General features: G+C 38.3%; 7 protein-coding genes. All 7 read right to left on the bottom strand.

Features of this window, described 5'->3' with window-relative positions; translation table 11 throughout:
* Nucleotides 1-85: 85 nt before the first annotated feature.
* Complete coding sequence (locus BQ7352_RS13115) at nucleotides 86-916, bottom strand: alpha/beta hydrolase (RefSeq protein WP_072449623.1); 831 nt, start codon at nucleotides 914-916, stop codon at nucleotides 86-88.
* Nucleotides 913-2,865 carry a fructose-1,6-bisphosphatase gene (locus BQ7352_RS13120; RefSeq protein WP_072449624.1) on the bottom strand — a complete coding sequence of 651 codons (1,953 nt, stop codon included), beginning with the start codon at nucleotides 2,863-2,865 and terminating at the stop codon, nucleotides 913-915. Before BQ7352_RS13120 ends, BQ7352_RS13115 begins: the two co-directional genes overlap by 4 nt.
* Nucleotides 2,866-2,983: 118 nt before the next feature.
* On the bottom strand, nucleotides 2,984-9,790 hold the full coding sequence (locus BQ7352_RS13125) for an endo-alpha-N-acetylgalactosaminidase family protein (RefSeq protein ID WP_072449625.1): 6,807 nt from the start codon (nucleotides 9,788-9,790) through the stop codon (nucleotides 2,984-2,986).
* Between the two features lie 209 nt (nucleotides 9,791-9,999).
* Nucleotides 10,000-11,766 carry an arginine--tRNA ligase gene (gene argS / locus BQ7352_RS13130; protein WP_072449626.1) on the bottom strand — a complete coding sequence of 589 codons (1,767 nt, stop codon included), beginning with the start codon at nucleotides 11,764-11,766 and terminating at the stop codon, nucleotides 10,000-10,002.
* 7 nt (nucleotides 11,767-11,773) lie between these two features.
* Nucleotides 11,774-12,655: a DegV family protein gene (locus tag BQ7352_RS13135; RefSeq protein ID WP_330390475.1), complete on the bottom strand. Its 882-nt coding sequence runs from the start codon at nucleotides 12,653-12,655 to the stop codon at nucleotides 11,774-11,776.
* Between the two features lie 125 nt (nucleotides 12,656-12,780).
* Complete coding sequence (locus BQ7352_RS13140) at nucleotides 12,781-14,034, bottom strand: ABC transporter permease (RefSeq protein ID WP_072449628.1); 1,254 nt, start codon at nucleotides 14,032-14,034, stop codon at nucleotides 12,781-12,783.
* Nucleotides 14,035-14,051: 17 nt separating this feature from the next.
* Nucleotides 14,052-15,782, bottom strand: a complete 1,731-nt coding sequence (locus BQ7352_RS13145) for a biotin/lipoyl-binding protein (RefSeq protein ID WP_072449629.1) — start codon at nucleotides 15,780-15,782, stop codon at nucleotides 14,052-14,054.
* Between the last annotated feature and the right edge of the window lie 10 nt (nucleotides 15,783-15,792).

The following is a 15,792-nucleotide window of genomic DNA, read 5'->3' on the forward strand; positions in this document are numbered from 1 at the left end:
GAATTCACAGGCGTGGTTATTTTCTACATTGCATTTAGCAACGCGGATATTATATCACAAATTTTTCTATAATTGCAAGGCTTTTTTACGAATAAAGTCCAAAATTGCGAAGAAGCCAGGACTGCAGAAGAGAAAACCAGCTCTGGCATCCCTCTTCTACTCCTTTTCCTTCTATATTAGCTGTCTGTTCTTTTGCTAAAGATAAACCATGTCCCCCTTCTGGATATAAATGATATTCCATCGGAACGCCTGCTCTTCCCAATGCTTCTGCAAAACGGAAAGAATTCCAAAAAGGAACTACATTGTCTGTAAAAGTATGCCACAGAAAAGTTTTTGGGACCTGATTTCCAGCCCAATCTTCCAAAGACATCTTCTCTTTTAATTCTTCGTAAAAATCACCTAACAGATTTTTTATACTGTCTTTATGTGCAATTTCTTCTTTTGAACTGATTACAGGATAACACAAAATCAACCCATTAGGCCTTAATAATTCCTTATCGCAATGCATTTTCTCTGCAAGCCATGGCTCATTCCAGAATACACCATAACTTGCTGCCAGATGTCCGCCTGCTGAAAATCCCATAATAATAATTCTGTCCGTATCTACATTCCACTCTTCTGCGTTCTCTTTAATCAGTTTTACACTTTCAGCAACTTCCCAAAGAGCAGTCGGATAAATTGCCGGAGCACAGGAATACCGTAAAACTGCCGCCTGATATCCCATACTGTTAAACTGCAGTGCAATAGGCTCTGCTTCTCTGTTAGATGTCATGGCATAGCCGCCTCCCGGGCAAATAAGCACAAGCGGTGACTTCCGATTTCTTGCTCCATCCATCACATCTCCTAAAATATAAGTTTCTAAATGTGTATCTTTAGCGGAACCCGCTACTTGAATTTTAATATTTTTGCAAATCATAATTTTTCTACCAACAGTCCATTTCTATATGCTTCTAAGAGCTCTGTAAGTTCTGCTATCCTTTCTCTTAATTTTATACCTGTATCGGTTGCTCCCACGTTTTTTCTCTCTGACACCCTTTTTACCAGAATACTATCGGAAAGAATATCACTTTCTTTCGTAATAGCATCCTCTGTAGAGGTAAAAGGTTCATGAGCTGCCAAAATCATCCCCCACGAATTATAAATTAAAGTATATCCTGCTATGCCGGTTTCTTTTTGATATGCTCTGGAAAAACCTCCGTCAATTACAAGAATTTTCCCATTACACTTAATCGGACTTTCCCCTGATGTATGATGCACCGGAACATGTCCGTTTACAATATGTCTTTCTTCTCCCTGTACCTGAAATTCTGCAAAAATTTTCTCTGCTGCCTCATTGCTTTCCAAAAAATTATAGTAAGGATTTTTTATCTCTTTATGAGTCTCTTTTTCTTCTAAAAAATAACGTTCAAAAGTTGCCATCTTGCTTTTCCCAAACAGAGGAGAATTAGGGCTGATCCAGATATACCAAAGCATATCTTTTCCTCTTTCTTTTTCCCTTCCGTTTCTTGACATAAAAGCTTTGCGAACATAGCTTTCCAATACCTCATAAAGGCCTTTTCCTTTATAAGTTTTCTCATAAATCTGCACTTCTTTGAAACTGCCATCTTCGTTCATGGGAATACATCCATGATACAGCAGGTTTCCATTGAAGATCTTGTACATACTTCCCTTTTTCAGCAAAAATTGCATATGTCTTTGCAGCTTTTCACAGCTCACAAATGCTGCGGTCAATCTTTCCACTACTTCCTTCTCTTCTCTTGATAATTCGTAGGGATTTTCCCCGTCGATTGTTGGGAAATAACTATCCAAAAGTTTATATTCTTTTCCATTTAGACGAATTGTTCCTTCAGAATAATCAATATCGTCTAAAAGCGCCCTGTCTGCCATGCCAAACTCTTTTCTTCGCATGAGAAGCTGACCTTCTAATTTAAACTGAATGATAGAAATTGCTTTATGCATTTTCATATTTAAATCCTGTTCTACGGGATTTAAACGATGATTTCCTTTTATTTTAAAACATTGACATGGATCTTCTTTATAATATGTCAGGGCAAATGTTGCCAGCGGCAACAGATTTATCCCATATCCATCTTCTAAAATATCCAGGTTTCCATAACGGGCACAAATTCGAATTACTGTTGCTATACAACACTCCTGTCCGGCAGCCGCTCCCATCCACAAAATATCATGATTTCCCCACTGAATATCTAAAGAATGATAGGTTTCCAGTTTATCCATAATTCGATGAGGTGCAGGTCCTCGGTCGTAAATATCTCCCAGAATATGAAGATGATCTACTACCAGTCTCTGGATAAGTTCTGATAAAGCAATAATAAACTCTTCTGCACGACCAATCTCAATAATCGTACATATAATCTGTTCATAATAAGACTCTTTGTCAGTAACATCCCACCGCTCTGTAATCAGTTCATCAATAACATAGGCAAAATCTTTTGGAAGTGCTTTTCTCACCTTGGAACGTGTATATTTTGACGCAGCCTTTTTACACACTTCAATCAAACGATAAAGCGTTATTTTATACCACTCTTCCATATCGGTTTCCTGCTTTTTAATTAATTCTATCTTCTCTTTTGGATAATAAATTAACGTAGCAAGACTTTTCTTTTCCTGTCTGTTCATAGTGTGTCCAAAAACTGTATCAATTTTTCTTCTTATGGAGCCGGAACCATTTTTTAATACATGAGAAAAAGCTTCATATTCTCCATGTATATCTGTAATAAAATGTTCCGTTCCTTTCGGAAGATTTAAAATGGCCTGTAAATTAATAATTTCTGTAGATGCTTCTGCTATTGTCGGATACAGCTCTGCCATTTTTTCCAGATACTTTAATTTCATTTTTTCCATTTTCTTTCCCCCAATATATTTGGAATTTTCCCCATTTTGTTTCTGCTGCTTTCATTCTAACATAAAACCCAAAAAAAGGGAGCGAGATTTTAAAATCTCACTCCACATTTTGCAGGAATTATTTATCTTCTTTTCTTCTTCTGCGAAGCATTGCAAAAATTCCCAAACCTGCCATTGCTGTTCCTGCCATTGGAAGAATTGGAGCTGTATCTGCTGTCTTCGTAGGCTTACTTGTGCTTGGTTTACTTGGCTTGCTTGGTTTTGTTTTATCAACTTTTACAAGTTTACCCTGTGCTTCTGCCAAAGTTTTTGCTGCTGCATTGATTTCTTCCTGTGTTGCCTCTTCCTTGTTGAGTACTGCCTGTGCCTGTTTCATAGCTTCTGCAAACACATTCCAGCTTTCTGCTGTATAGTCTTCTTTTTTCAGTGCAGATGCTTTATCCAGCATCTGCTGCAGTTCTTCTTTTGTTACATTTTCAGGAACTGGCGGCTGTACTTCTACCAAATTTTTCTGTGCATTTTTCAATTCTGTCACAGCAACTGCAATTTCCTCTGCTGTTGCTTTTGCATTAGCATCTACCGCCCGTGCTTTCAGAAGTGCATCCGTAAATGCTCTCCAGCTTTCTGCTGTATACTTATCTTTATCTCCCAGTATCTTCTCTGCTTCTGCAATTGTAGCTTTTAACTCATCTTTTGATGGTTTTTCTGGGTTTTCTCCAACAGGTTTTAAATTTTCTGAAGCATTTAACAGTGCATTTAAAGCATCCTGCAGCTGCTGTTCTGTTACCTCTGGATTATCATAAGCTTCATTTGCATTTGCTAATGCCTCTGCAAATACAGCCCAGCTATCCGCTGTATAATCTTCTTTGTTCTTATCGTTTGCTGCATCAATTGCTGCTTTTAACTTATCTCTTGTCGGAATTTTTACTAAGCCGTTCATAGCCTGTGTTAATTTTGCTTCTGCATCATTTACCTGATTAAAGGTTGCAGTGTTATCTGCTGCAACTGCTTTGGCTTCTTCCAATGCAGTTTTAAATACAGTCCAACTGTCTGCTGTATAATCTGCTTCACCTGTTAATTTCAATTCTGCCTCTGCAATCGCCGCATTTAAGTTACTCTTATCAACCTGTGGATTTTTTTCTGTTCCCAGATGAATTTCCGGAGCTACAATATAATCATTGGTAGCTGTAACTACAACAGGTACAGACTTTGTTTCTTCGCCCTGTGTCACCGTCAAAGTATAATTTCCTAATGGAATATTTTTAAACTTATAGTTTCCAAGAGCGTCTGTCTTTGTAGTTTTGTCAATAGCTGCCTCTTCTGCTTTTTCTGCACTCTTAATATTTACAGAAGCACCTTCTACTGGATTTCCGTCTTTATCAGCTACATGACCGGAAACAGTTTCCACATCACCTTCCGGCATATCATAGGAAGTTACTTTTACATTATCTACAGTTACATTGTTAGAATTTCTGGTATTCAGACCTACAGCACCTGCTGCCGTTGGCATTCCATCCATTTTCAATCCTTTAATAACTTCTTCATCATTTACCCATAAAGAAATTGTATTATCAATAATTTCTGCTTTCAGATGTAAGGTTTTACCTGCTGATGCTTTTGGACCGGAATACATGTCAGACCATGAATTTCCACCATTACCCCAGTATTCTGCAAACCACTTGTCTTCTGCATCACCCACACCAATATATACACGATTATTCATATCGTTTGCACGAAGAAGAACTCCTAAGCGAACGCCGCTCTTTTCCGGTGTAATATCCATTTCAACCATACCATTTTTGAAGGTTGGCGCTGCTGTTTCATAAACGTTAGCATGACCACCGCCCGGGAATTTAATCTTTGTTGCTTCTTCAGCTACGCTAATCGTTGTACTTGAGGTATTTCCTGCAAGGTTATCCCATGTTTTTTTGCCATCGCTATAATCATTTTCATAGTCTGCAGTAGATACCGGCTGCAACATAATGTTCTGAACAAATCCTTTTTCTTTTGTCACAGTAATTTCTGTTGTATATACATCATATCCTTCTTTTTCTACCTTTAAGGTATAAGTTCCTGCTAAAAGTTTGTCAAAATGATATGCGCCATTTGCATCTGTTTGGATTGCTTCCGGCTGGCTCTTTCCTGTAAGAGATACGACTGCACCTTCTACTTTCTTACCTGCTGCTGTTACATGACCTTCTACAGAAGACTGTGTATCTTTTAACTGGAAGTCCTGTGCAAATTCAAGCTTATCTTTTGTAACCTTAATATCTGCTGTTGCTTTTGCATAAACAGGACTGTCCGCTGTTACTGTCCATTCGCCGAATAAAACACCTGGAAGGACATACTGACCACGGCTGTTTGTAACAGTCTTAATTGTTTTATCCTTCATCTTCACGCTTACAGTAATGTTTTCAATTGGTCGTTTTTCTGCATCTGTAATAGTACCGGACATTGTTGCACCGATTACTTCCAGACCTTTAATCGCCTTATCTAAGTTTTCGTATGCTTTATCTACAATTGCCTGCTCAGCATCAAAATTATCTAATGCTTCATTGGCTGCTTTCATAGCTTCTGTAAATGTTTTCCATGTTTCAGCGCTGTAATTCGCTTCATAACGTCCTTCATTTTCAGATACTAAAGTTTCCAGTTTTGCTTTCTGAGCTTTTGATTTCTCAATTACAAGATTATCTAAAACGAAATCTTTATATCCACCAAAGTCTGCATCACCACCTGAAGTCTTTTGAAGATCAGGAGCTGTACTTGTAGACTGGATACCAAACCAGCTCTGTCCCCCTTTTGCACCTGTAATACGGAATTTACAGTGTTTTGTTTCTGCTTTCTGTCCATCTGGAATAGAGGACTCTAATGGTGTGTATTCTACATCTTTATTTTCCACATCTCCGTTACCTACTGCCAATGCATAAGTTCCCTCAGAACCACACTGATAATCAAAACTTACATTATATGTAACGCCTTCTTCGAAACGGAAGTTCTGTGGAATTGTCTGATAAATCAGCTTTTCTCTCTGAGTCAAGCCGTTTGTTTTTAAGGACCAGTCACCTTCTAATACATCATCCAGTTTCTTTGTATACCAGCCTGCAGATGTATATTTTGGATCCTTTTTATTCTTTTCAGATAAGTGAGTACGGTTATCTGTAACGCCTTCTGCTCCTCCTACTACGAATGGCCATAATCCCTGCGGAACTGTTTCAAAGTTCTGTACGAATTTATCTTCAGATGGGAAGTTTTCAGAGTCATTCTGAACAATTCTCAAGTCATCAAAATAAACTTCTCCTTCTCCTTTGTCACGTTTCAATCGGATTGTTGCTTCTCCGTTTTCATCTGCTGTGAAGAATACATACATGTTCTGGAAGTAACTTCCCTGACCTTCAATTGTGGCATTACTTTCATTTGTATTATGAGCATCTGCCTGGCTGTAGTTCTTCGCAATAGATTTTGTTGTATAGTTCGATGCTGTTTTATCTCCAGATGTAACTTCCAGATAAGCTTTTGCATCACTTCTGTTATCAACTCCTACCATTGCTACATACTGTTTTCCTGCTTCAAGACCTTTGGCTTTCTGCTCCAGAACCACTTCATCAGACTGATTGTTCAGACGCAGCATTGGGTTAAAGCCTGCACTGTGAATAATCTGTGCAGCATCTTTTTCACCTGTAATCTTCCACTGTTCTAAAGAAGCGCTGTTAAATCCTGTATCTACAAGATGAGTTCCCTCACTCCATTTCAACTCTGCATTTGTCGGATTTTTTGCTTCTGTTTTATAAAGAACATAAGGTGTTTTTGCTTCTGCATTAATCGTAATTTTACCGCCGGATACAGTTGCATTTGTAACTTCTTTCTTACCATTTTCTGTAAGTTCATATACTTTTGCATTAGACCATCCTGCCGGAAGTGTCCATGTAGAAGTTCCGCCTGCCTGGTTCCAATGATACAGCTTATAATTGTCTCCTAAAGATTTACCATTTGCATCCCAGTACCATGGAATTAAGTATTTTTCGCCGTCCATAATGACTCTTTCGCCATTTCCATCATCAAACTTCATAGTTCTCAGGCTGTATCCTACATCGCTTCCATTATTAGACTGTCTTTCAACTGTAACAGTCTGTTTTCTTTCCTTGTCTTGAAGAACAACCTTCATTTCAGGTGTCCACTGTGCTCCTCCTACAGTTGTAGGCTGTCCCTCTACCCACTGCATAACTTCATAATGCTGAAGGAACTTTGTAGATACATCATCATCAAAGAGATTTTCAATATATCCTTTGTAGTCGTTTCTTCCCTGCCATCCTTCAAAGTCTTTCATGTCATATCCGCCGAGTAGTGGATTTACAGCTGCTCCGCCATAGCTTGGATAATCACCAACCCAGGAGTCTTTCTGATGGTTACGGATAAATCTTGTAATCGCACTGTTAATACCTTTGTTTGTCGCTCCACCATAGGTAAGGTCTGCTGCCCAATGCTGAAAAGTAGAATCATACTCATTTGCATGTCCCCATTCACCTGCTAATCTCCAGTCGCAAGTTTCTGTGATTTCTTTTGCCAGCTGACGGCTTGCCCATGTTCCATTGTCACCGGACTGACCATTCCCCCATACATCTACATAGATAAAGTCAAGATCATTCTTTCCATCTGGATCTGCCGCATCCAATTTCTTCTTCAAGTCTAAGAAACGTTGTTCACGACCGTTTCTTAAGTCATAATCCGCATTAATGTTAATTCCCTGATCCAGCCAGTTCCAACCATAGGAATATTTTCCACTGTCATCTTTTTTCAGTCTGTTTTCTTCAAAGTAAATAGACTCTGGATAAGTTTCACTGGCATTTACATGGATACCGAAAGTAGCTCCGTATTTTGCACCCTCTTTCATAAGAGTTGTCATGTCTTCTGCGCCGCCAATTCGAGTACCAATATCTGCATAATTTAAGTGTCCGGAGTCATGTCCTTCACTTCCATAGCCTTTTAACAGAACGCTCTGTCCCAGACCATCTGTATTTAAGTATACTTTCTTAACATTATCCAATGTCATCAGGAATGGGTTCTGTGCCTGACTGGAAAAGTTCATTGCAATACGGATGGCAGTTCTGTCAGGTACTAATTCACTTCCTTTGGGGTTATTCATAATATCACGATATGCAATGGCTCCATCCTGCCAGTCTACTTTTTTATCACTGTTTTCATCTGCTGTAATAGCAACTTTTGTGGAAGGAAGCTCATAATCTTTGCTTTCTTCTCTATACCCTTTCCCTTTTTGCCATGTCCAATAATTACTGCTTAAACCTGTTTCATGATATCCATCTTTTTCTGCCGCGTTGGCAACAACTCTCTGCCAGTCAGCATTTACATTATTTTCAGAATTACTCCAAAGACCTGCGCTTAAATCAGAAGATGATACAAAAGCATACATATATCCTGTTTTGCCTGCTTTCATATCTGCAACATTCTGATGTGTATCTCCGCTCTTCTTTGTATCATTAGACATATTTGCGCCATCAAATTTTGCACCTGCCTGTGTGGTTCTTACGGATACCAGATTGTGGTTTGGAATATTGATGGTTTTTACTAATTCTGAGTCCTTTTCTCTTTCTACAGATTTAATGTTAAAGGCAAGTGTATTTTTTTCTACTACCAGTTCTGCCTTAATAGTTGCATGAATGTTGTTTTTATCATCATTCACCTTCATAGTGTAAACCATTTTGTTTTCCCCGTCTTTTTGGGAAGTAACTTCTGGTTTTACTGCAATACCGGTTTTATCGTCAGCCTTTGTCTGATTAAGCACAATGGTATCCAGCTTTTCTGTCTGACCATACATTTTCTTGCCTTTTCCATTGCCTTTTAAGATTTCATACCCTGCAACTCTCGGAAACTTACTGTCTATGGATACTTTCATCTCATCAGAAGAAATGGTTTCATCTGCTGTTTCTTCAAAATCTACCGCTTCTCCTGTAGATAAAATAATATCCTCAATTACTAAATCTTCTTTTGCTACTGTAACTGTTGTTGTTGAATTTTTATATCCCTCTTTACTTACTGCAATTTCAACTTCTCCGGCTTCAACACCCTCTATTGTCCAAGTACCGCCTTCACCGGTTGTTGTACTCTTGTCCCCAACAGTAACTGTGGCTCCTGTAACCGGATTTTTATCTTTGTCTACAACTTTACCTGTTAAAGATACTGTTGTAACTTCTTTACCTTCTTCGAAAGTTTCACCATTTTCTTCAGAAGCCAATACCCATGTGTCAGCTCCTTTTTCTACAACTACTTCTCCGGCACTGTTTTTAATCTGCACATCTTTAAAATAAATATCTGTTACCTGTTCACCAAAAGTACCTGCCTTAATTGCAAAACTTCCACCTTTTAATGCTTCCAGTGTCTCTGTCGGAACAGTCTGTTCTGCACATTTCTGTCCGTTAATTGTAATGGTATATACATTTTCTTTCCAGGAAATTACAATGGGAACTTCTTCATTTGCTTTCCATTCAGAAACACCAAGTTCCGGATAATTACCTGGCAAATCCGTTGCTTTATACTCGAAGAACCATTTGCTGCTTGCATCAAACCCTGCTGCACTTAAAAAGTTATTTCCATCTACCCAGTATGGGCAAATCTGTAATCTGTTTAATGCAGCGTCCTGTGAAGTTTTTAATACAAGACTGATTTCTCCTCCTTTAGGATCAATTGCATTTTCGTTGGTATTTTTCAACACAGCAGGTTTTTGTCCATTATCATTTGTTGCCCCCGCTTTAAAGTGATGCCATGTTTCAGTTACTGCCTTTTGAGAAGCCTCATCGTTAACTGCCGCATGTACTACGGTAAGTCCGGAAAGCTGTGAATAATCTGCTAACTGCGGAACTGTCATGCTGGCTGCCAAAAGTAAACTGAATACCTTCATATTTCTTTTCTTCATGATTTTCTCCTTTCTAGAGCAAACATTCATGCACTCTGCACAAATATTTTGTGTAATCATACTATAATATTTGACATTTCGCAATTATTTATTTTTATTTTTTTCTATTTGTACACATTTTTCGAACAATTATACAAACTAAACAAATCCTATTGTTCAAAATAACAAAAAAACCCGCAAAGGTCTATATATTCCTTTGCGGGAGTTCCTTACATTCTGTCTGGTGCGTCAAATCCTAATAAATCAATACATGTTTCCAGCACTTTTTCCGTTAAAGTCAACAAAGAAATCCAAGATGCTTTCTTTTCTTCGTCTTCTTCTGATAAAATCTTTGTTTCATGATAAAAACTGTTAAAAGCATTTGCCAGGTCATAAATATAAGAGCAAATTCTATGAGGTGCTTTTTCCTCAAATGCAGGTGCAATAATTGAATTAAAGCGGGATAATTCTAACATCAATGCCTTTTCGCTGTCATTGGCTGCCGCTTTCATCATTTTCGTATCTATGCTTTTTCCGCTTTCTGCATAACGGCTTAAAATAGATTTAATACGAACAATCGTATACAAGATATACGGACCTGTATTTCCTTCAAAGGAAGTAAATCGCTCAATATCAAATACATAATCCTTAGATGCCTGATTGGACAAATCTCCGTATTTAATCGCAGATAAGCCAACCATCTGCGCTGTTTTTTCTGCATTTTCATCTTTTACACTGCGGTTTTCTGTGATTTTCTTGAACATTTCCTCGTTAATTTCTGCAATCAGGCGTTCTAATCGCATAACACCGCCTTCTCTTGTCTTAAACGGCTTTCCGTCTTTTCCATTCATTGTACCAAAACCAACAAAGGATAACTGTGTATTTTCATCTACCAGTTTTGCTTTCTTTGCACAGCGGAATACCTGAACAAAATGCAGCTCCTGACGTTTATCTACTACATAAATAATTTCATCCGGCTTATAATCCTCCATACGCTGTACAATAGTAGCTAAATCTGTTGTATTATACAGAGAAGCACCATCTGATTTTAAAATCATACAAGGTGGAATTTCCTTTGTGTCTGTTTCTTCTTTTACATCTACTACAAGAGCGCCCTGATCTAAATATGCATAGCCATTTTCTTTTAAATAATCTACCATAGCAGGAATATAGGCATCTGCATCGGCTTCACCTTTCCACAAATCAAAATCGACTTTTAATTTTGCATAATTTTTCTTTAAATCTGTTACGGAAACTTCCATAATGTGCTGCCACAAAGCACGATAGCCTCTTCTTCCCTTCTGAAGCTGAAGAGTTGCTTCCAGTGCTTCATTTTTATATGCTTCATCTTCTTTGGATTTTCCGCTGGCTGTAGGATAAATTTCCTCCAGCTCACTTACTGTAAAGGGAGCCTCCTTTGGATATTCTCCTTCATAATTTTCATCAAAATACACTAAATCCGGCTGTCTTTTGGAAAGTTCTGTAATAATTAAGCCCATCTGCAGTCCCCAGTCACCTAAATGAACATCCCCAATAACTTTATGGCCTAAAAAGCGTCCCATTCTCTTAATACTTTCGCCAATAATTGCAGAGCGCAAATGACCAACATGAAGCGGCTTTGCCACATTCGGACCGCCATAATCAATAACAATTGTCTTTGGATTTTTTGCTTCCTCCACAGAAAGTTTTTCATCTGCCAGCATATCATTTAAGTAATCTGCTAAAAACTGTTTATTCAATTTAATATTAATAAATCCCGGATTAACCGCTTCTACGCTTTCGAACATTTCGTTGTTCTTTAAACTTTCTACTACACTATTGGCAATCATAATCGGTGCTTTTTTATATGTCTTTGCTGCTGCCATAGCGCCATTACACTGATATTCGCATAAGTCAGGACGATTAGACACTGTCACTTTTGCAAATTTTTCGTCATATTCTGAAGCTGTAAATGCTTCTTTTACTACTTCTTCAATTTTTTCTATAATTTTCTTCATCTGTCTATTACTCCACTTCCACTTTTTTTGATGCTGCTATTGCCAAAGCTCCCTGACCGATATGGCATGCCACGCTTAAAGACAACGGAGCCATATACACCGGCATTCCCGGAAATTGACTTTCTAATTCCTTTTTCCACTCCATAGCTTCCTCTTCATTTCCCGCATATGCTGCCTGAAGACAAAGTAAATCTTTATCCACGTATTCTTTAAATCTGCCTTCCAAATCTGCTTTCATAGCCTGGAGCATGGTACGTTTTGCCTGTTTCTTCCCTCTTGCCTTAGAAAAGGCATCTAACTTGTCCCCCTGAATTTGAAGCACCGGTTTTAAGTTTAATACCGTACCAAGAGCTGCTGCTGCCGGTGTAATTCTTCCTCCTTTTTTCAGGTATTTTAAAGTTTCCAGGGTAATATAAATACTGGACTCTCCTGCCTCTTTTTCCAAAATTTCTTTTATTTGTTTTGCATCTTTTCCCGCCTTTACCAGTTCCATAGCATCCAATACTGACTGGCGCTGGGTAACGGATATACGTTGATTATCTACTACCTGTACTCTATCATGAAACTCCTTAGCCAGTACAAAAGCTGTCTGGCAAGAATTACTTAATCCACTTGACATAGGAATATGTACAATCTCGTCATATTCTCCTAAAAGATTTTCCCATGTTTCCATAACATCTGCAGGTGAGGGCTGAGAAGTTGAAATACTTGCATCTTCTGCCAACCGTTTATAAAATTCTTCCTGCGTTAAGGTAATATCCTCTAAAAACAACTGTTCATCAATATAAAATGGCATTGCCAGAACTGTAATTCCAAGCTGCTGTGCTTCTTTCTGAGTAATACCGCTATTGCTGTCTGTAATAATTGCAATTTTCTTTTTCCCCATCATTCTCAGCTCCTTTTCCTAAATTTAGGTCATTGTTTTTAATGATACCATACAGCCCATTCAAATACAATCATTTTTTCTCCAAAAATAGAGCTGTCGTTTTATAAAACAACAGCTCCATTCTTACTTTACATTCTTCTTAAAGCTTCAATTGGGCTTAAATTTGCAGCTTTTACAGATGGCAATAAACCAAAAATCAATCCAATAATCGTTGAGAAAATAACTGCCAGTGCTGCAGCCGGCACACTGATGACCATAGGAGCTCCTGACATTTTAGCAATAACCGCTGCCAAAACAATTCCTGCAAAAACACCTAGAATTCCACCTATACTGGTAAGTACCGCTGCTTCTGTAAGAAATTGTCCTAAAATTCTTCGCTTATTCGCACCTATGGCTTTTTTCAAACCAATTTCCCCGGTTCTTTCTGTTACAGATACCAGCATAATATTCATAACACCAATACCCCCTACCAAGAGAGAAATACTGGCAATCCACAGCAACTGACGATTTGTACTTTCGCTAATCTGTTGCAATCCCTTTGCTTTCTCCATCATGTCACGGGCTTTATATTGAATATCCCCACTTGAAGAAACAATACTTTCATTTAAAATTTCTGCTGTTTTCTTACCTGCCGAACTCATACTTTCCGGAGAAGTTGCTTTCACTGATACAAGCTGTGGTTCATCATACTGATACACAACAGGCCATACACTGTCCGGCATCAATATCATTCCGCTGCTTTCATTATAGTAAGTATAGTATTCTTCCCTGTTATTAATCACAGGTTCAAATTCTTCTGTTTTTTTAATAACACCTACTACAGTAAATGGTTCACCTTTGATTTCTATTACTTTACCTACTTCCTGACCTTTTTCAAAGAAATTACTGGAAGTGATTTCATCAATAAGAACTACCTTCTGAAATTTTCCATAGTCGCTTTCAGAAAAACCTCGTCCTCGTATAATCTGATATCCGCAAGTATCCAGATAATCTTCGTCAATCCCAAAAACACTTCCGCCATTCATGGTTTTATCCTGATAATAAACACTATCAGCATATTTTCGAGATTGATAGCAAGTTACTTTTGTCACTTCATCTAATTCTGTAATTTTTTCTTTCTGTTCTTTTGTAATCACAGGTACCCCTTCAGGTACCCCCTGATATTCCATTTCGTATTCATTCCCTCCCTGGCTAAGATAAACGTCTACCACATTATCACCTTCACCAATGAGGTTTTTCTTAATCTGTTCATTTGTTCCTTTAATTGTAGACACAATGGATATTAAAGATGCAATACCAATAATAATTCCCAACATAGTCAAAAAGGAACGCATTTTATGAGCCCAAATTCCCTGAAAAGACAATCTAATATTTTCAATCATTATGCTGCTTTCCTTTCCTAAAACATATTTTCTTCTGCCAAAGAAGCTCTTTTTACTTTTGCTCCTTCTTTTACCTTTTTGCCATAAGGGAATGCGATATGATCCTCCATGGTCAAACCATCTTTAATTTCTACTACAGAACCATAAAAAGTCTGCCCTGTACGCACCGGCTGTTTTTCCAGTTTTCCGTTCTTCCCTTCTTTATAAACAAAGTCTTCTCCATCTTTACTTCGAATGTACTCTTTGCCAATAAACATTCCTGACATACTTCCTTCTTCTGCAGGCAGCTCCATATTAACCATTTCATTATCTTTTAACCCTGTACTATCTGCTATAAATGCAGTAAAAGGATAATACGTCAACTCTCTTCCCCCATAATTTTGATATCCACTGGCCGGATAAGGAGAAACTTCTTTTACTTCTGCCTCAAAAAAAGTACCTGACTCATAAGCCATGCCTGTCACAAGCTGACCTGGCTGCACCTTCTCCAGCAGTGCTTCACTCACCACGCCTTTAATATAAACACCCTCGTTACTTTCTACTACAATAAAAGGCTCTCCGTCTACTTCTCCCTTGGCAGGATCTCCTACTTTTTTCACAATACCATTTACCGTGCTAGATACTGTTTCTCCCTGTAATTCCTGCTCTACTTTCTTTATTTTTAAATCTGCCTCTTTGATATCCAGCTCTATGGATTTAATTTCTTTTTCTTTATCTTTAATTGCTTTTTCTAATTCTTCCTTGGAATATCCTCCAATAATTTCATCATTTGGAACTTCATCTCCTGTTCCATCCGGAAGTTCAGGCAGCAATTCTCCCTGTGGAACATCCTCTTCCGGAAGCATTTCCTCCCACTCATTTTTACCCAGTCGGGTACGAAACCAGGTGCTTGGTTCTACAGCTGCTTCTATGGCACTTCCATCTAATATCATGGCTGCTTGCAAAGTACCGTCAAAACTATTTTCACTGCGGACTTCCAGCTTACAATAGTAAGGATCTCTCACTCTTGCTCCAGAGGCATCAAAACCTGCCAGCTGATTTAAAAATTCTCCTTGTATAAGAACACCTTTCTGACACACATATACATAAGGATCCTCTTTGGTTCCTTTCCCGGAATAAGGAATTGCATTTTCTATAATGGCATCATCATTGGGAAATTCAGTCTTGTCAATCGTTATATCTCGATACAATCTTTTATATACCCCTGACGGCCGTGCCTGTTCTGGAGGTGTTTCCGGCTCTTCCGGCTTTGGTTCCTCCGGCTTTGGTTCCTCCGGCTTTGGCTCTTCCTCCTCAATATTAGTAAGGAATTCAATTTTGTATTGTTTATTTCCAAAAGCCATATTTTTCTTATCATCCTTCAGGTTTTTCAGTTCATTTTCCAGACCTGTTTTCTTTACCTTCATCTGCTCTTTATTTAATTTTTCCATCTCTAAGTCAATACTTACCAATGTCATATCATAAGTCAGTAAAGGATCCCCTTCCTTGACTTCCTGCCCTTCCTGTACATGAACTTGAGAAACTAATTGTTTATCCATCAGGCGTACTTCCTGCGATACGTTAGAAGAGACTGCTCCTTCCAAACTGTTACTTTCGCCCCACATCTGCTGAGATAACTCTTCCATAGAATAAACTTTTATCTCTGCTTTTTTCAATTTCCCTGCTGCAAACCAGATACCGCCTCCCATAAGAAGAACGCCTGCTGTGCTGATTGCGGCAATCTTTGCTGTTTTTTTATTTATTCGCATTTTTCCGCCT

The sequence above is a fragment of the Blautia sp. Marseille-P3201T genome (assembly GCF_900120295.1).
Taxonomy (GTDB): Bacteria; Bacillota; Clostridia; order Lachnospirales; family Lachnospiraceae; genus Blautia.

Coding starts and splice junctions, on each gene's coding strand:
- BQ7352_RS13115 (WP_072449623.1), bottom strand. CDS start 916: ATGATTTGCAAAAATATTAAAATTCAAGTAGCGGGTTCCGCTAAAGAT.
- BQ7352_RS13120 (WP_072449624.1), bottom strand. CDS start 2,865: ATGGAAAAAATGAAATTAAAGTATCTGGAAAAAATGGCAGAGCTGTAT.
- BQ7352_RS13125 (WP_072449625.1), bottom strand. CDS start 9,790: ATGAAGAAAAGAAATATGAAGGTATTCAGTTTACTTTTGGCAGCCAGC.
- argS (WP_072449626.1), bottom strand. CDS start 11,766: ATGAAGAAAATTATAGAAAAAATTGAAGAAGTAGTAAAAGAAGCATTT.
- BQ7352_RS13135 (WP_330390475.1), bottom strand. CDS start 12,655: ATGATGGGGAAAAAGAAAATTGCAATTATTACAGACAGCAATAGCGGT.
- BQ7352_RS13140 (WP_072449628.1), bottom strand. CDS start 14,034: ATGATTGAAAATATTAGATTGTCTTTTCAGGGAATTTGGGCTCATAAA.
- BQ7352_RS13145 (WP_072449629.1), bottom strand. CDS start 15,782: ATGCGAATAAATAAAAAAACAGCAAAGATTGCCGCAATCAGCACAGCA.